14 protein-coding genes are annotated in these 18,320 nt (G+C 65.8%); all 14 read left to right on the plus strand.

What is annotated here, in order from left to right; all coding sequences use genetic code 11:
- The first annotated feature begins 10 nt into the window (after positions 1–10).
- Complete coding sequence (gene atpG / locus Q5064_RS05460; protein ID WP_135970895.1) at positions 11–940, plus strand: ATP synthase F1 subunit gamma; 930 nt, start codon at positions 11–13, stop codon at positions 938–940.
- Positions 941–2,386, plus strand: a complete 1,446-nt coding sequence (gene atpD, locus Q5064_RS05465; protein WP_135970896.1) for a F0F1 ATP synthase subunit beta — start codon at positions 941–943, stop codon at positions 2,384–2,386.
- Entirely contained in the window at positions 2,386–2,823 is a 438-nt protein-coding gene (locus Q5064_RS05470) for a F0F1 ATP synthase subunit epsilon (protein WP_302962898.1), read from the plus strand. The genes atpD and Q5064_RS05470 overlap by 1 nt, the downstream gene beginning before the upstream one ends.
- Positions 2,824–3,196: 373 nt before the next feature.
- Entirely contained in the window at positions 3,197–6,703 is a 3,507-nt protein-coding gene (dnaE, locus tag Q5064_RS05475; RefSeq protein WP_302962899.1) for a DNA polymerase III subunit alpha, read from the plus strand.
- On the plus strand, positions 6,703–7,518 hold the full coding sequence (gene truA / locus Q5064_RS05480) for a tRNA pseudouridine(38-40) synthase TruA (protein WP_302962900.1): 816 nt from the start codon (positions 6,703–6,705) through the stop codon (positions 7,516–7,518). Before dnaE ends, truA begins: the two co-directional genes overlap by 1 nt.
- A gap of 96 nt (positions 7,519–7,614) precedes the next feature.
- Positions 7,615–8,736, plus strand: coding sequence for an aldo/keto reductase (locus tag Q5064_RS05485; RefSeq protein ID WP_302962901.1), 1,122 nt, complete (start codon positions 7,615–7,617; stop codon positions 8,734–8,736).
- A 167-nt stretch (positions 8,737–8,903) separates the two neighbouring features.
- Complete coding sequence (locus tag Q5064_RS05490; protein ID WP_302962902.1) at positions 8,904–10,271, plus strand: sodium-dependent transporter; 1,368 nt, start codon at positions 8,904–8,906, stop codon at positions 10,269–10,271.
- A 316-nt stretch (positions 10,272–10,587) separates the two neighbouring features.
- Positions 10,588–12,270: an FAD-binding protein gene (locus Q5064_RS05495; RefSeq protein WP_302962903.1), complete on the plus strand. Its 1,683-nt coding sequence runs from the start codon at positions 10,588–10,590 to the stop codon at positions 12,268–12,270.
- A gap of 206 nt (positions 12,271–12,476) precedes the next feature.
- On the plus strand, positions 12,477–13,967 hold the full coding sequence (locus Q5064_RS05500) for a LuxR family transcriptional regulator (RefSeq protein ID WP_302962904.1): 1,491 nt from the start codon (positions 12,477–12,479) through the stop codon (positions 13,965–13,967).
- 81 nt (positions 13,968–14,048) lie between these two features.
- On the plus strand, positions 14,049–15,122 hold the full coding sequence (ychF, locus tag Q5064_RS05505; RefSeq protein ID WP_302962905.1) for a redox-regulated ATPase YchF: 1,074 nt from the start codon (positions 14,049–14,051) through the stop codon (positions 15,120–15,122).
- 56 nt (positions 15,123–15,178) lie between these two features.
- Positions 15,179–16,273: a TIGR02452 family protein gene (locus tag Q5064_RS05510; protein WP_302962906.1), complete on the plus strand. Its 1,095-nt coding sequence runs from the start codon at positions 15,179–15,181 to the stop codon at positions 16,271–16,273.
- 4 nt (positions 16,274–16,277) lie between these two features.
- Positions 16,278–16,952 (plus strand): asparagine synthase-related protein, encoded by a 675-nt coding sequence (locus Q5064_RS05515; protein ID WP_302962907.1) that lies wholly within the window; start codon positions 16,278–16,280, stop codon positions 16,950–16,952.
- Between the two features lie 51 nt (positions 16,953–17,003).
- Positions 17,004–17,315 carry an Asp-tRNA(Asn)/Glu-tRNA(Gln) amidotransferase subunit GatC gene (gene gatC, locus Q5064_RS05520; protein ID WP_302962908.1) on the plus strand — a complete coding sequence of 104 codons (312 nt, stop codon included), beginning with the start codon at positions 17,004–17,006 and terminating at the stop codon, positions 17,313–17,315.
- The coding region (locus tag Q5064_RS05525) for an amidase (protein ID WP_302962909.1) at positions 17,315–18,320 on the plus strand (1,006 nt) is incomplete at its 3' end. The genes gatC and Q5064_RS05525, both read left to right, overlap by 1 nt.

Below are 18,320 nucleotides of genomic sequence, written 5' to 3' on the forward strand. Positions count from 1 at the left end.
TAGGTAGACCATGCCCAACCTACACGACATCGAACGGCGAATCAAATCCGTCTCCTCGACGAAGCAGATCACGCGTACCATGGAAATGGTCGCGGCTGCCAAGATTCGCCGTGCTTCCGAGCGCGTGGACAACGCGCTGCCTTGGGCGGTCGCCATCTCAGACATGCTCATCAGCACGGCAAAGTACGCTCATTTGGATAACGAGCCGCTGCTGCAGGTCCACGACGAGGTGAAGCGCGTGCTCATCGTCGCCGTCACCTCGGACCGAGGCCTCGCCGGCGGTTTCAACACCAACGTGCTTCGCTACGTGGAGAAGCTCATGAAGCTCAAGCAGCGCGAGGGTGCCGAGGTGGAGGTGGCTGCCTGTGGCAAGAAGGCCATCGGCTACTTCACCTACCGCGGCATCGAGCCGGTCTTCTCCTTCGCGGGCTATTCGGCCGACCCCGAGTTCGCTCAGGCGGCCGAGCTGTCCGGCTACGTGATGCAGGCTTACGCCGAGGGCAAGCTCGACGAGGTGTTCATCGTGTACAACCACGCGAAGAACGCCGCCGAGCAGACCTTGGTGGAGCAGCAGGTGCTGCCGGTGAAAGAGGAGTCCTACGCGGACCTTCTGGGTCTTAAGGCCAAGGAGGAGGACGTGTTCAAGTCCTTCCGCGAAAAGGACGACTCTGCCATCCCGGGCGACATCGACTTCGAGCCGAGCACGGAGTCGGTCATGTCCTACATGATGAACGCCTACCTGAACAACGCGTTCTTCTACGCGATGCTCGATTCCGCAGCGGGCGAACAAGGCGCTCGCCGCAACGCGATGAAATCGGCTACCGATAACGCGAACGAGATGGTCTCCACCCTGGAGCGCGTGTACAACACCGTGCGCCAGGGCGCCATTACCACGGAGATCACCGAGATCGTGGGCGGTGCCGCAGCTTTGGAGGATTAAATGGCTGATAACACTTCTACTGAAGCGGCCAAGGGAGGCGCCACCGGACGCATCGTCCGTATCGTCGGCGCCGTTGTGGATGTGGAGTTCCCGGCAGACGCCATGCCGGCCATCTACAACGCCCTTACCGTGAAGGCACAAACCCCCTCGGGCGAAGTGTCCACCGTGCTCGAGGTGCAGACGCACCTGCCCGGCGACATCGTCCGTACCGTCGCCATGACGTCGACCGACGGCATGGTGCGCGGCCTGGAGGCGCACGACACCGGCGCCCCCATCATGATGCCCGTGGGCAAGGCGACCCTGGGCCGTATTTGGAACGTGCTAGGCGAGCCCGTCGACGGCAAGCCCATGCCCGAAGACGTCGAGTGGCGCCCGATTCACCATCCGGCCCCGCCGTTCGACACCCTGGTGACCACCACTGAGACCTTCGAGACCGGCATTAAGGTCGTCGACCTGATCGAGCCCTACGTGAAGGGCGGCAAGACGGGTCTGTTCGGCGGCGCCGGCGTGGGCAAGACGGTGTGCATCCAGGAGCTCATCAACAACCTGGCCCAGGAGCACGGCGGCACCTCCGTGTTCACCGGCGTGGGCGAGCGTACCCGCGAGGGTACCGACCTCTACCTCGAGATGACCGATTCCGGCGTTATCGAGAAGACCTGTCTGGTGTACGGCCAGATGAATGAGCCTCCCGGAGCCCGTCTGCGCGTGGGTCTGGCGGGCCTGACCGAGGCGGAGTACTTCCGCGATCAGGGCCAGGACGTGCTGTTGTTCATCGACAACATCTTCCGCTTCACCCAGGCCGGCTCCGAGGTGTCCGCACTTCTCGGCCGTATGCCCTCTGCCGTGGGCTATCAGCCGACGCTGGCTACCGAGATGGGTGATCTGCAGGAGCGCATCTGCTCCACGCAGACCGGCTCCATCACGTCGGTGCAGGCCGTCTACGTGCCCGCCGACGACCTGACCGACCCGGCTCCTGCCACCACGTTCACCCACTTGGACGCCAAGACGGTTCTCTCCCGCGGTATCGCCGAGCTCGGCATCTACCCGGCTGTGGACCCGCTGGAGTCCACCTCCCGCGCCCTCGATCCCGAGATCGTCGGCCAGGAGCACTACGACGTGGCCATGGGCGTGCAGCAGATCCTGCAGCAGTACAAGGACCTGCAGGACATCATCGCCATTCTGGGTATGGACGAGCTGTCCGAGGACCAGAAGCTGACCGTGAACCGCGCCCGTAAGGTGCAGAAGTTCCTGGGCCAGCCCTTCCACGTGGCCGAGGTCTTCACGGGTCTGCCCGGTGTGTACGTGAAGGTCGAGGACACCGTGCGCTCCTTCAAGGAGATCTTGGACGGCAAGTGCGACCACATTCCGGAGCAGTGCTTCGTGAACAAGGGCGCCATCGAGCAGGTCTACGAGGCCTACGACGCCATGCAGAAGGACGGCAACTAATGGCCGTTATGCGCTGCACGGTGGCCCTTCCGGATCGCGCTCTGTTCCAGGGCGAGGTCTCCTATGCCAGCATTCCCGGCGCGGACGGCTACTTCGGTGTGCTGCCCGGCCACGAGCTGGCGGTCTCGCTCAACCGCGAGGGCGGCGTCGTGACGCTGACCGTCGGGGAGAACGAGCAGGACAAGAGGCAGTTCCTGGTCATGGGCGGCGCGACGTCGGTTCTGGACGACCAGGTGACGGTGCTCGCCCGTTTCGGAACCGCCGTGGAGGACATCGACGCCGAGGCCGTGAAGGCCGAGGCCGATGAATGCCGCGCGATTATCGCGGATCTCGGCTCGTCCGACGATCCGCAGGATCAGGCCACCCTCGTCACCAACCAGAAGAAGCTGGAGTGGTGCGAGGCGCAGCTGAAGCACGTGAGCGGAGCCGCCGCCTAGCGAGGGCGTCCTTCGGGGCGCGGCCGCCGGCAAGCGAGCCCGCAAGCATTTGAGCCTGTTTTGAGGGGCGTCCCACCCGGGGCGCCCCTCTTAGTTTGAGGGAGGTTCCCGCAGGGAGGCGAGTGCGGGGAGGGAAGACCGCTGCTGTATTCCATGCAAAACCCACCGTTTGTTCGCACGCTTGGAGTGTGGGGGCTGGTATCATGGCACCCGAGAAAACTGACGGAACTTGAGAGCGGCCGCGCGGGGTCGCGTGAGCGCTTCGGCGCTTGCGGCGAGTACCCTTCTCGGCCCAGCATGACACGATATGCGCGCATAACCCACTACAACCGAACTCCGTGCGCCGAGACCCGACTGAAGGGGCGGACACCCTATGGCATTCGTACACTTGCACAACCACACCGAGTACTCGCTGCTCGACGGCCTCACGCACATCAAGGACATGGTGCGCCGCGCCGCCGAGCTGGACATGCCGGCGGTGGCCGTCACCGACCACGGCGTCATGTCGGGCATGGTGGAGCTCTCCGACGCGTGCGACGCGGTGGAGAAGGAGACGGGCAAGCGCGTGAAGCCCATTTTCGGTTGCGAGGTGTACTTCACCACCGACGAGTCGCTGCGCAAGGACGTGAAGCCGAAGCTGTACCACCTGCTGCTGCTGGCGAAGACCAACGAGGGCTACCACAACCTGCTGAAGCTCGTGAGCGAGTCGCACGTGGACAACTTCTACTACAAGCCGCGCACCACGTTCAGCATGCTGCAGAAGTACGGCCACGGCATCATCGGCTCGTCGGCCTGCATCGCCGGCATCATCCCCAAGCTTCTGGACGACCGCCGCTTCGACGACGCGGTGGAGTGGGCGAAGAAGTTCGCCAGCTGCTTCGATGAGGGCGACTTCTACATCGAGCTGCAGAACCAGGGCATCCGCACCGACGCCGGCTTCACCCAGACCGAGCTCAACCACCAGCTGACCGCCGTGGCCAAGGCGGCGGGGCTCAAGACCATCGCCACCAACGACTTCCACTACCTCCTGAAGGAGGACGCGCGCGCCCAGGACATCATGCTGTGCATCGGCACCGGCGCCATGGTGAACGACGAGAAGCGCATGAAGTTCGAGAACGACCAGTTCTACATGAAGACCGAAGAGGAAATGCGCGAGGCCATGGCCGAGTTCCCCGAGGCCTGCGACAACACGGTGGAAGTGGCCGAGAAGTGCCACGTGGTGCTCGAGCGCGACTCCATCCTGCCGCGCTTCCCCCTGCCCGAGGGCGAGACCGAGGAGTCGTGGTTCCGCAAGCGCGTGCAGGAGGGCCTCGTGAAGCGCTACGGCGACCCGGTGCCCGCCGAGGCCCAGGAGCGCGCCGACTACGAGATGAGCGTCATCATCCAGCAGGGCTTCCCGGCCTACTTCCTCATCGTGCAGGAGTACATCGAGTGGGCCCGTTCCCAGGGCATCGGCGTGGGGCCGGGCCGCGGCTCGGCGGCAGGCGCCATCGTGGCCTACGCCATGGGCATCACCGACTTGGACCCGCTGCCCAACGGCCTGCTGTTCGAGCGATTCCTCTCGCCCGAGCGCGTGGAGATGCCCGATATCGACGTCGACTTCGAGCAGGGCCGCCGCGAAGAGGTGATCCAGCACATCAAGGACGTCTACGGCGAGGACCACGTGTCCCAGGTGATCACCTTCGGCACCCTGCAGGCCAAAAACGCCGTGCGCGACACGGCCCGCGTGCTGTCGGGCACCCTGCAGATGGGCCAGGGGCTCTCCTCCGACGACGCCCGCAAGGCCGCCTACGGCCTGGGCGACCGCATCTGCAAGATGATCGGCGATGAGCTGGGCATCACCATCGACAAGGCGCTCGAGACGAACCCCGACCTGAAGAAGGCCTACGAGACCGAGCCCGACGTGAAGACCATCATCGACGCGGCCCGCTCCATCGAGGGCCACGTGCGCGGCGAGGGCGTGCACGCCTGCGCTACCATCATCTGCCGCGACCCCATGAGCGATCACGTGCCCATGAAGCGCGACACCAAGGGCGGCGGCATCATCACCCAGTACGACGGCCACTACACGCCCGATCTGGGCCTTCTGAAGATGGACTTCCTCGGCCTGCGCACCTTGGACGTGCTGTCCATCGCCTGCCGCAACATCGAGGAGCGCACCGGCCAGAAGATCGTCCCCGAGGAGATTCCCACCGACGACCCGCTCGCCTTCAAGCTGATGCAGTCCGGCAACATGGACGGCCTGTTCCAGGTGGAGGGCTCCCTGTACGTGAGCCTCTTCGCACGCCTGCCACCCACGCGCTTCTCTGACGTCGTGGCCTCCATCGCCCTGAACCGCCCGGGCCCGCTGGAGTCCGGCATGGTGGAGGACTACATCCAGGTGGCCAGCGGCAAGACGCCGGCCCACTACTACGACGATCGCCTGCGCCCCATCCTGGAGGAGACCTTCGGCACCATGGTCTACCAAGAGCAGATCATGCAGGTGTCCATGGCCATGTCGGGCTTCTCCGCCGGCAAGGCCGACAAGCTGCGCAAGGCCATGGGCAAGAAGAAGATCGACGTCATGCGCCAGCTGCAGGCCGACTGGAACTCCGGTGCGGTGGAGAATGGCTACGCCCTGGAGATCGCCGAGAAGATCTGGGACGACGCCGAGAAGTTCGCGAAGTACGCCTTCAACAAGTCGCACTCGGCCGCCTACGCCATCCTCGTGATGCGCACGGCCTATTTGAAGGCGCACTACCCGAACGACTTCATGGCCGCCGTGCTCACGAGCTACATGGGCAACACCGACCGGCTCATCCGCTACATCGCCAGCTGCAACCACAACGGCACGCCGGTGCTGCCGCCGGACATCAACTCGTCGCGCGCGGAGTTCACGCCGGTGGACGAGGGCATCCGCTTCGGCTTGGTGGGCGTGCGCGGCGTGGGTCAGAGCGTGGCCGACGCCATCATCGCCGAGCGCGAGGAGAACGGCCCCTTCTCGTCGCTGCACGACTTCGTGAACCGCGTGGACGCCAAGGCCTACAACCGCAAGACCTTGGAAGCGCTCATCAAGGGCGGCGCCTTCGACTCCACGGGCTACACCCGCAAGCAGATGATGTACTTCATCGAGGAGACGCCGCTGCTCGAGGGCGCGGCCAAGCGCCAGAAGGACCGCGACCGCGGCCAGGTGTCCATGTTCGACATGTTCGCCGACGACGCCGACTCGGGCTTCCAGGAGGACGTGCCTGCTCCCGACGGCGTGGAATGGGACAAGCGCACCAAGCTCGCCTACGAGAAGGAGATCATGGGCATCTACGTGTCCGAGCATCCCCTGGCCCCCTACGAGGGCACCATCTCGCGTCTGTCGAAGTTCACCATGGGCGATCTGTCCGAGCGCACCAAGGAGATCCGCAACGCGGTGTTCGTGGGCATGATCTCGAACGTGGTGGTGAAGCTGACGAAGCGCGGCACCAAGATGGCCACCTTCACCCTGGAGGACACGACCGGCTCCTGCGAGTGCATCTGCTTCAAGTACGACGAGAACGCCCAGGTCATCCAGGAAGACGTCATCGCGAAGGTGAAGGGCAAGTTCGAGGTGAACGACCGCGGCAGCCAGATCATGGCCTTCGAGCTGGAGGCGCTGGAACTGCGGGAGGAGGACGCCCGTCCGCGCCACCTGGAGCTGTCGGTGCCCTCGCGCACCTTCGACCAGAACCGCTCGGCGCACCTCAGCCGCATCTTGAGCTCGTATCCGGGCCGCGATGCCGTAGTGCTCATGGTGCAGCAGGCAGACGGCCGTAAGTTCCGCGCCGAGCTGCCCGTGTCGGTGGACGCCCAGTCGGTGGTCATGCGCGCCGAGATCCGCGACCTGTTCGACCAGGAAGTGATGATCGCGTAGTGGAAGAGATCCATCGTCCCACTCTGGAGGAGCGTGCGGCGGAGTGCGCCCGGGAGCAGACGCTGTCGTGCACCGTGACCTACGACGGCGCGCCCTTCGCCGGCTTTGCGAAGCAGCCGGGGCAGCGCACGGTGCAGGGGGAGTTGGAAGAGGCTCTGGCGCTTCTGCTTCGCCGGCCCGTGGACGTGGTGTGCGCCGGCCGTACCGACGCCGGCGTGCATGCCCGCGGCCAGGTGGTGTCCTTCGATGTGGACACGCTCGAGCTGCGCGACCGCGCGCTGCACACCCTGCGCCGCTCGCTGAACGCGCTCACCGGCGAGGGCATCGTGGTGCGCTCGGTGGACGAGCGGCCACGGGGCTTCTCCGCCCGCTTCGACGCCCAGTGGCGCGAGTACAAGTACTTCTTGGCCACGGGCGACACCCCGCCGGTGTTCACCGAGCGCACCGCCTGGTACGTGGGCCCGAACCTGGATATTGCCGCCATGGAGCGGGGGGCGGCCCACCTTATCGGCGAGCACGACTTCAAGAGCTTCTGCATGGCCGCCTCGGCGGTGGGCAAGCCCACGTGCCGCAACGTGAGCGAGATATCCATCGCCTCCGAGGAGATCCTCGGCGAGCCGCACCGCGTCATCACCGTGCGGGGCAACGCGTTTCTGCACTCCATGGTGCGCACCATCGTGGGCACGCTCGTCATGGTGGGCCGTGGCCAGCGCACCCCCGACTGGGTGGCCGAAGTGCTCGCCGCCCGCGACCGCCAGGCAGCCGGCGAGAACGCCCCGGCGCGCGGCCTCATCTTCTGGAGCGTGGCGTACTAGCCGGTGCGGCTTCGCCCGCCCCTCCGTGGGGGCGTTCCCGTGCTATGATGTCTCCATCGACAATTTGCGCATGCGCATAAAACTAAGGGGGACAGTATGGAGGAGACGGGAAAGCTGGCGCCGCTCGGGTTCGGGTTCATGCGCCTGCCGCTGACGGACGCGGACGATCCCACGTCCATCGACATCGGCAAATGCTGCGAGCTCGTGGACATCTTCATGGACGCGGGGTTCACGTACTTCGACTCGGCCCGCGGCTATCACGGCGGCAAGTCGGAGTGGGCGCTGAAAAAAGCGCTCGTGGAGCGCTACCCGCGCGACTCGTTCCAGCTGGCCACCAAGCTGCCGGCGTGGCTCGCGAGCAACGCCGACCACGCCCGGGCCATGTTCGACAAGTCGCTGCGCGAGTGCGGGGTCGATTACTTCGACTACTACCTGCTGCACAACCTGGGCGAGTCGCTCACGCCGCCTTTCGAGGAGTACGGCCTGTGGGAGTTCTGCGCCCAGAAGAAGGCCGAGGGGAAGATCCGCAACTTCGGGTTCTCCATCCACGACAACGCCGAGGAGCTCGAACGCGTGCTCGACGCCCATCCCGACGTCGATTTCGTGCAGCTGCAGATCAACTACATCGACTGGGAGAGCGAGATCATCCAGTCGCGCAAGTGCTACGAGGTGTGCCAGGAGCGCGGCCTTCCCGTGGTCATCATGGAGCCGGTGAAGGGCGGCACGCTCGTGCGCCTGCCCGATGCCGTGGCCGACATCCTGCGCGCGGCCGAGCCCGGGGCGCCCATCGCGTCGTGGGCGCTGCGCTTCGCGGCCTCATTGCCGAATGTGATCGCAGTGCTGTCGGGCATGAACACGCCGGAGATGGTGGCCGAGAACGCGGCTATCCTGCGCGACGGCGTGCCGCTCACGGCGGGGGAGTACGAGGTGATCGACGCGGCCCGCGCGGCGCTTGCGGCCCTGCCCGGCGTGCCCTGCACCGACTGCCGCTACTGCATGAAAGGGTGTCCCGAGGGCGTGCACATCAACACCATCATGCAGTCGCTCAACATCTACGACCAGATGGGGGATGCCTACCGGGCCCAGGAGAACTACAACTGGAACGCCGGCGATGGCAAGGCGAGCGCGTGCATCCAGTGCGGCGCCTGCGAGAGCGTCTGCCCCCAGCACATCGCCATCGTGAGCGAGCTGGAGCGCGCCGCCGAGCTGTTCGAGTAGCCCGCGGCTCCTTTTTCCCGAAAAAGCGGCGGCAGGCGGGGTGTTTCACGATATAATCACACGGTTTCGACGGGCGGCTGCACCGCGAGCGCGATGCAGCCGCCCGTTCCTTATATCTGGGCAGAGGCGTGGGGACGCCTCGGAAATGGGAAAGAAAGGGTTCAACTATGGAGAAACGAGCCTCCTGGTCCGGCAAGTGGGCCTTCATCTTGGCTGCGGCCGCCTCGGCCGTGGGCCTGGGGAACATGTGGCGCTTCCCCTATCTGGCGGCGAAGTACGGCGGCGGCACCTTCCTCATCACCTATCTGGTGCTGGTGTTCACCTTCGGCGTATCGCTGCTGCTGCTCGAGACGGCGCTCGGCCGCAAGACCGGTCAGTCCGCCATCGGCGCGTTCTCGAGCTTCGGCAAGAAGTTCACCTTCATCGGGGTGCTCGCCTCGGCGGTGCCGTTCATCATCACCCCGTACTACTGCATCATCGGCGGCTGGGTGACGAAGTACACCGTGTCGTACCTGGGAGCCGGCGCCGAGGCGCTGGCCGATGGCGGCGACTTCTTCTCCGGCTTCATCACGAGCCCGTTCGAGAGTTACCTGTGGATGCTCGTGTTCATGATCCTCGTGTTCATCGTGGTGGGCCTCGGCGTGAAGGGCGGTATCGAGAAGGCGAACCTCTTCATGATGCCGGCGCTCATCGTCATGGCCGTGGCCATCGCCATCTACACGCTCACGATGCCCGGCGCCGTGGACGGCGCGCTGTACTACCTCACGCCTGACTTCTCGAAGTTCTCGGCCGAGCTGGTCATCAGCGCCCTGGGCCAGATGTTCTACAGCCTGTCGCTGGCCATGGGCATCATGATCACCTACGGCTCCTACCTGAACAAGAAGGACTCGCTCACCTCCTCGGTGGTACGCATCGGCGGCTTCGACATCGGCGTGTCGTTCCTCGCCGGCCTCATGATCGTGCCGGCGGCCTTCGTGGCCATGGGGTCGGGCGAGGCCGTGGCGGGCAGCGCGGGACCGTCCCTCATGTTCATCACGCTGCCGAGCGTGTTCGTGGACATGGGCGGCATGGCGGCCATCATCGGCTTCGTGTTCTTCCTGCTGGTGCTGTTCGCGGCCCTCACGAGCGCCATCTCGCTCACCGAGACGCTCGTGTCTATCGTGCAGGACGGCATGAAGTGCACCCGCGCGAAGGCGCTGGGCATCGTCATCGCCTTCGTGGTGGTGGCGGGCGCCTTCATCAACGCCGGCTACAACGGCCTGGCCTTCATCGAGCCTTTGGGCGAAGGCTCTAGCATGCTCGATTTCGCCGACTTCATCTCCAACTCGGTGATGATGCCCATCGTGGCGCTGCTCACCTGCATCTTCGTCGGCTGGATCATCAAGCCCAAGGCCATCATCGACGAGGTGCGCATCTCGGCGCCTTTCAAGGCCGCCGGCGCCTGGTCGGTCATGATCAAGTACATCGCCCCGGTGCTCGTGATCGTGATCCTCGTGGCCTACGTGGCCGCCCAGTTCGGCATGTTCTCCATGTAGTCATCCGGATTGGGATTCGGACAGGCAGGGGAGGCGCCGCGCAGGGCGCCTCTCTTGCGTTTCGAAGGGGAACGAAAATGCACTGCGCGGAGGGCGCCTCGACGGGGCGCCCTCTTCTTTGGCCTGAGAAACACCAGATCATAGAGTGGTAACCCTCTTCGGGTTAGGAAATTTCCCCTCTTTTCGCCTTGTCGGGGGTATGCGCGTCACCGTGCTTCGGGCTTAGATTCGGGCCACGGCGGCTCGTCCGGCAAAGAGGTCGGGCGCCGCCCCAGGAAAAGCTTCCCAACGGAGGGAAAGAGGGAAAGGTTCTACTATGACTGAATCGATGGTTTCGCGCCGCAGCTTCTTGACGGCCGGTGCCGCCGTGCTCGCCGGCGCCGCGGCGGCGGGGGTCGTCGGCTGCGCGCCGCAAGCCCAAGGCGAGGATGCCGGTCCCGAGCTCGCGCTCACCGGCGGCGTGCCGACCGAGTGGGACGAGGAGGCCGACGTCATCGTCGTGGGCTTCGGCGGATCGGGCATTGTGGCCGCCATGTCGGCCCAGGACAGCGGTGCCACGGTGATCGCGCTCGAGAAGGACACGATGCGCAACGGCGGCAACATGGGCAAGTCCTCCGGCTGCCTGCACGACTCGCCCGGCGCCGATGTGGACGAGTGGGTCGAGCGCTACGTGCACGCCACGCTGCAGTGCGGTGCCTCTGCCGAGGAGATTCGTCCGGTGCTGCAGGAGGCCTCCGACATCACCGACTGGATCACGAGCGACTACGGCGTGGAAATCGACTGGGTCGATCAGCCGACCGACGGCCACACCCATCCCTCGTTCCAGCGTGAGGGTTACCCGGTGTCGGGCAAGAGCGGCCTGAACCTGTACAACGACCTGAACACGGCCGCCGAGGCCCGCGGCATCGACGTGCGCCTGGATACGCCGGCGGTGCGTCTCGTGCAGAACCCCGACACGAAGGAGATCCTGGGTGTCATCGCCGAGGTGAAGGGCAAGGAGACGTCGTTCAAGGCCAAGCGTGGCGTGATCATGGCCATCGGCGGCTACGAGCGCAACCCCCGCATGTTCTACGATTACAACATCCCGGGCATCCATCTCATCGGCGGCGGCAACCCCTGCAACACCGGCGACGGCTTCCCCATGGTGATGGAGGTGGGCGCCGACCTGTGGCACATGAACGAGTTCCACTACGGCGGCATGGGCTTCCCGGCTCCCTCCCGCGAGTTGCACCAGGCCACTTCTCCCGAGAAGGGCACGTTCGGCGCCAAGGTCACCGAGCCTCACATCTTCGTCGGCCGCCACGGCAAGCGCTTCATGAACGAGAGCTACATCTACGCCCACGATCAGAACCATAAGGAGGCCTTCGACGTCTCCACGAAGTTCGCCTTCGACAAGACCTTCGACCAGAGCCGCTCCACCCAGGTGCAGAAGTTCGATCCGGATTGCACCTCCGATTACATCCACCTGCCCATGTTCGCCGTGTTCGGCCAGACCTACTACGATGCCCATAACATGATCACCGGCATGACGAACGAGGAGGTCATCGAGAAGGGCTGGATGTGGAAGGGGGACACGCTGGAGGAGCTGGCCGCCCAGATGACCGGCGACGCCCCCTGCGCCACCGACGAGTGCCATGTGGCCGGCGTGAACGCCGACAACCTGGTCGAGACGGTCGCCACCTTCAACCAGTACTGCGCCGACGGCCATGATCCGGAGTTCTTGCGCGATGCGCCCAACCTGGTGCCGCTCGACGAGAACGGCCCCTACTACGCCATCGAACTGATGTGGACCATGGACTTCACCGAGGGCGGTCCGCGCCGCAACGGCAAGTGCCAGACCATCTCGGTGCGCAAGGAACCCATCCCCCGTCTGTACAGCACTGGCGAGTTCGGCTCCTTCAACTCTACCTTCTATTCCATCGGCGGCCTTGTGCAGGCCTGCACCACCGGCCGCATCGCCGGCCGCGAGGCGGCGGCCCTCGAGCCCTGGTGCGAATAACCGCTTAAGCCGACGCCGCGGCCGCAGGACACCTCCCCCTCCCCGTGTTCCGGCCGCCCGTCGCGCTCGTACCTCCTTGCCCGAAGGCTCCGGTGCCCGCATGGCGCATCGGGGCCTTCGGCCGCGCGGGGCTAGGCGGCGGATCGGGCCGCTTGGGCTTGCAGGGAGCGCCTGCTATACTGGAACTGTATCGTTTGGGAGGGATGATGGAAGAGAAGCACGATATGGCGTCGCTGTGCGACGGCGCATCTGCGCGCCGGGGCGGCCTGCCCGTCCGAATGGCGACGTGCGCCGGGCTGGGGCTGCTGCTGGGCTGGATAGTCTCGCTGCTCTTGCGGGGCGGGGTGATGTCGGGGCCGTTTTTCGGCCAGAGATCGCTGTCCTTCGACCCTCTGTTCTGCTCGGCCACGCTGGCGGCTGCTTTCTCGTTTGCGAGCTTCTGCTTTCCGCTCCGATTCCTCGAGGGGCATCTCGGATCGCGCCGGGCTCTTGTCGGCATCGCCCTGGTGACAGCGGCCGCGGCGGTATGCACGGGCATCGTCGGGCTCGTTCCCATGACGAGCGTTGCGGCCTGCTACGGGCTGGGAGCGGTGATCGGCGTGGGCATTGCGGTGCTCATCATGATGTGGGTGCTCGTCCTGTCGTGCTACGACCCGCGTGAGACGGTGGGCATCGTTCTCGTCGACATGCTCATAGCCCTGGGGTGCTACCTTGCCGTCCATTTTTCGAGCAAGGTGATCGGGGTGCCGGGTGTGACGGCGGTGATCTCGCTTGCCATGCTGGTGGGGTCGTTCGTGCTGCTCGCTGCCCAACGCGAGATGGTGTCGGAGGCCCACAGTCCTGTTGAGCCGGCTCGTCCGACGCTGGCCAAGCTCGCGGCATTCGCGCTCGTCACCTCGTTCATCGTCGAGTATGTCGCGGGATTCATGGTGCAGCGCGGTGCCGTGCTCCTCTTTCCCGGGACTCACACGCGGTTCACGCATCAGATCGTCGCTGTGCTCATCTGCGCTGCGATCATCGGCGCCCTGGCCTGGGCGCTCCATCGCCTCGACCGTCGCATCGGGAGCGTGGTAACGCTGCTCTACCGGATTATCGTCTTGTGCCTGGTGGCCTCCATGGGGCTGGCCCTGCTGTCTTTCGAGCCGCTGTACCTCGTTGCCGACTCGATGCTGCTCCTCGCGCGATTTCTGGCCTTCTTGGGAACGTGGGCGATTGCCCTGCATGCCGTTTACCTGGGGGGCCGTGACATCGTGGGGCCCATGGGCATTGTGCTCGCCTCCCAGTTTCTCGGGTACTTCGCCGGATTCGCCGTGGCCGGACGTCTGTTCTCCCTTGCCGACGGCGGAGCATGGTCCCAGGTTGTGGTGCTGGTATGCCTGATCGCCTTCGCCGCGATCACCCTGTTCGTTCTCACCGACTCCGATGTCGACGCCATGGGGCGCGTTGCCGTCTCGTCCGCCTCCGAGGGGGCCTCGCTCGACGAGAGGGTGGCGGTGGCCCGCGAGCGCTTCGGGTTGACGGAGCGGGAGGCCGATGTGCTGCGTCTGCTGGCGAGCGGCCGGAACGCGGTGTCCATCCAGGAGGCGCTGTTCATTTCCTACAACACGGTCAAGGTGCACAAGCGCAACATCTACACCAAGATGGACGTGCATTCCCAGCAGGAGATCCTCTCGCTTATGGAGGATATTTCGCGATAGCGTGGCCGGACGGCGCGGCGCGCGGCGATTTAGCCGTATAATGACCTGATCTTTGAACGCTCTGGTAGTGAGGAATTTTTCATGGCTCTCTCAATCGGTATCGTGGGGCTGCCGAATGTCGGCAAGTCCACGCTGTTCACGGCGATGACCAACAAGGGCGGTCTGGCCGCCAACTACCCGTTCGCCACCATCGAGCCCAACGTGGGCATCGTGCCGGTGCCCGACGAGCGCTTGGACGCGCTGGCCGAGATCGACCACCCGGCGAAGATCGTGCCTGCCACGGTGGAGTTCGTGGACATCGCGGGACTGGTGGCCGGCGCCTCCCAGGGTGAGGGCCTCGGCAACCAGTTCCTCGCCAACATCCGCGAGACCGATGCCATCGCCGAGGTGGTGCGCTTCTTCGGCGATCCGGACGTGACCCATGTGGCCGGCAAGGTGGACCCGCAATCCGACGTGGATACCATCAAGACTGAGCTCATCCTGGCCGACATCGCCACGGTGGAGAAGGCCATTCCGCGCCTGGAGAAGGAGGCCAAGCGCGACAAGGCCGGCGTGGCGAAGCTGGAGGCGGCCAAGAAGGTGCTCGCAGGCTTGAACGAGGGTCATCGCGCCCGTACGCTGGGACTTTCCGACGACGAGGTGGCGGCCATCTACGAGCTGCACCTGCTCACCATGAAGCCGATGCTCTACATTGCGAATGTGGACGAGGACGCGGTGGATGCCGAACTGCCGGAGATCGACGGCTGTGTGCCCGTGCCCATCTCCGCGAAGGTGGAGGCCGACATCGCCGAGCTGGCCGAGATGGACCCGGCCGAGGCGAAGGAGTACATGGAGGCCCTCGGGCTTAACGAGAGCGGCTTGGCCCGCCTCATCCGCGAGGCCTACGCGCTTCTGGGCCTGCAGAGCTACTTCACGAGCGGCGAGACCGAGACCCGCGCCTGGACCATCCCCGTGGGCGCGAAGGCCCCCCAGGCCGCCGGCGTCATCCACACCGACTTCGAGCGCGGCTTCATCAAGGCCGAGACGGCCAGCTTCGAGGACTACGTGGCCCTCGGTGGCGAAAAGGGCTGCCGCGACGCGGGCAAACTGCGCCAGGAGGGCAAGGACTACGTCGTCCAGGACGGCGACGTGATGCACTTTAAATTTAACGTGTAGGAGCGAGGGAGGTGCAGCTCTCTCGGCTGCATCACTTTGGTAGAAAGGAGCGCGGCATGGCGGGTTTCAACGGACATGGGGATGATCGCGAGCGCAGGGGCGCACGACCCGATCGTGAGGCGCAGCGCGAGGAGCGGCGGCGCGAGGCGGCGCGGCATACGGGGCTGATGAAGGCAGCCTTCGGACGTGAGACTGGCGAGGCCATCGAGAACGCGCGCATCTACGAGGAGGGGGAGGGCCGCACGCTGCTGTGGGGCGCCGAGGCGACAGCTGCCGCGAAGGGAGCCGCGTCGATGGCCGAGGCCGACGCCGACGCAGCCCAGGCGGGCAACGAGGAGGCGCGCGAAGAAGCTGCCGTGGCTGAGGAGATGGCCGAGGCGGCAGAGGCTACGGAAGCGGCGGAGGCTGCTGCCGATGACGGCGCTGCTGCTGCGCCGACGGCGACCGAGACCGTCACCAAGGTGGTGACGTCGTTTGCCCCCGAGGCGCTGTACCGCGACGGCGAGGGCAAGACGATGATCGTGGACCCCGGCGCCTTCACGCGACCCGGCGGCGCCTACGAGGACGGAGCCTTCGGCCCCGAGCAGATCCTGTGCTCCGAGAGCAACTTGTACCCGGTGCTTCAGGCTCACAAGCGCGACTTCTACAATAAGAACCGCGACTACCGCCGTGGCTCGCTGTTCACCGACCGCGCCCTGTACGTGCCCGAGGTGCTGTTCTCCCGCGAGGGGGATACGCGCCGCGCCGACGTGCTGGTCATTGCCGAGCCCATCCGTGCCTATGCGCTGGAGAACCATCGCTCCGAGCGCGAGTGCGACAAGGCGCTCGCCGATCGCATCGAGGCCATCTTCCGTATCGCGGCCGCCAACGACGTGCAGACGCTCATCATGGGCGCCTTCGGCTGCGGGCGCAACGGGTATTCGTCCGAGCAGGTGATCGGGCTTATCCGCGCGTGGATCGACGAGCATCCCGGTGCGGTGTCCCGGGTGGTGTTCGCCGTACCTCGCATGCACGTGGATGCCTTCCGTGCCGCCTTCGGCAGCGACCAGGAGGAGAAGCCGGCGGTGGTCGAGGAGGTTGTCGAGCGCGACGAGGACGCCGCCGACGACTGGCGGGCCGTCGAGCTGCCCGAGGGCATTACGCTGCGCTAGGGCCATGGGAACTGACTACGAGACACACGTCGCCGAGGATACCGAGGACGTGGGGCCCGGCCAGCACCTGTTCGGCGAACCGCTGGAGATGTACTTGCTGCGCGAGCCGAAGCTGGCCGTGGCCTTCTCGGGCGGCTGCGACTCGTCGCTTCTGCTGGCGGCGGCGAAGCTCGCGGGCAATGAGGTGCGCGCCTATCTGGTGAAGACCGCCTTCCAGCCCTCTTTCGAATTGGATGACGCGCGGCGTGTGGCCGAGGCGCTCGACGTGCCCCTCACGGTGGTGGAAGCCGACGTGCTCGCGCAATCCGATATCTGCGAGAACCCGCCCGACCGCTGCTACCATTGCAAGCGCTTCATCTTCGATGCGGTGCGCCGTGCCGCCGCAGCCGACGGGTTCGCGGTCATCGTGGACGGCACCAACGCCTCCGACGACCCCGAGCGCCGCCCCGGCTTCAAGGCACTTGCCGAGGCGGGGGTCGTCTCGCCCTTGCGCCGCGCGGGCATGACCAAGGCCAACGTGCGGTCGGTTCTCGCGCACCTGGAAGAGTCGTTCGGCTTGGAGCCGGGTGCTCTCATGTCCGCCAAGCCGAGCTTTCCCTGCCTGGCCGTTTATGTGCCCGAGGGCGAGCCCATCACCCAAACCGCCCTGAACGCCGCCGCTAAAGCACGGGGTCTTTGATATTATGGGACGGCTAGATCACTGAACTTCTCATAGAAGGAGCCCGTTTCTATGACGCAGCATCTTTCCGAGGCCGACGTGCGGGGCATCGCCGAGTACGCGCGCATCGGCCTTGAGGCGGAGGAGGTCGTCACCATGACCGCCGACCTCAACGCCATCATCGACAGTCTTGCGCCCATCACCGAGTTCGATCTCGACGGCGTGCCGCCCACCTTCCATCCCATCGGCGACCTTTCCAACGTCATGCGCGATGATGAGGTCCGCGGCAGCTTCACTCAGGAAGTGGCGCTGGAGAACGCCCCGAAGCAGCAGGATGGAAGCTTCCTCATCCCATCCATCCTGGGCGAGGGGGGTGACCGCTAATGGCCCGCACTTTCGGAGAGATGTCCATTCGCGAGATCCAGGCCGGCCTCGCTGCCAAGGAGTTCTCGGCCGCCGAGGTGGCCCGCGGCACCTTCGAGCGCATCGCCGCGGCTGATGAGACGGTGCACTCGTTCCTGGAGACCACGCCCGAGCTGGCGCTCGACGCCGCCGCCCGCATCGACGCGGCCATTGCCGAGGGGCGCCTGGCTGAGATGGGGCCGCTCGCCGGCGTGCCGGTGGGCTACAAGGACAACATGAACCTCACGGGCACCCACACCACCTGCGCGTCGAACATGCTGCGCGACTATGTGTCGCCCTACACCGCCACCTGTGTGGAGAACACGCTGCGCGCGGGTGCTCTGCCCATCGGCAAGCTGAACATGGACGAGTTCGCCTTTGGATCCTCCACCGAGACCTCGGCCTTCGGGCCCACCCGCAACCCGTGGGATCTGGGACGCGTGCCCGGCGGCTCCTCGGGCGGCAGCGCGGCGGCCGTGGCGGCGGGCCTCGTGCCCGTGACCCTCGGCTCCGACACCGGCGGCTCCATCCGCCAGCCCGGCGCCTTCTGCGGCTTGGTGGGCGTGAAGCCAACCTACGGCGTGGTCTCGCGCTACGGCGTGGTGGCCTTCGGCAGCTCGCTCGACCAGGTGGGCCCCTTCGCCCGCACGGTGGAGGACGCGGCGCTTGTCCTGAACGCCCTGGCGGGCCGCGACGAGCTGGACTGCACGAGCCAGCCGTGCGACGTGGACTTCACGGCGAACCTCGCCGAGGGAGCGGCCGGCCTGCGCGTGGGCATCGTGCCCGCGTTCATGGACGCCGAGGGCCTCGCGTCCGAGGTGCGCGCGAAGGTGGAGGAGGCCGCCGCGGCGCTGGAGAAGATGGGCGCCGAGCTGGTGGAGGTGGATCTGCCCCACGCCCAGGCGGCCATGAGCGCCTACTACGTGCTGGGCCCCTGCGAGGCCTTCAGCAACCTGGCCCGCTTCGACTCGGTGCGCTACGGCTACT

Source organism: uncultured Adlercreutzia sp. (assembly GCF_958431955.1).
GTDB lineage: Bacteria > Actinomycetota > Coriobacteriia > Coriobacteriales > Eggerthellaceae > Adlercreutzia.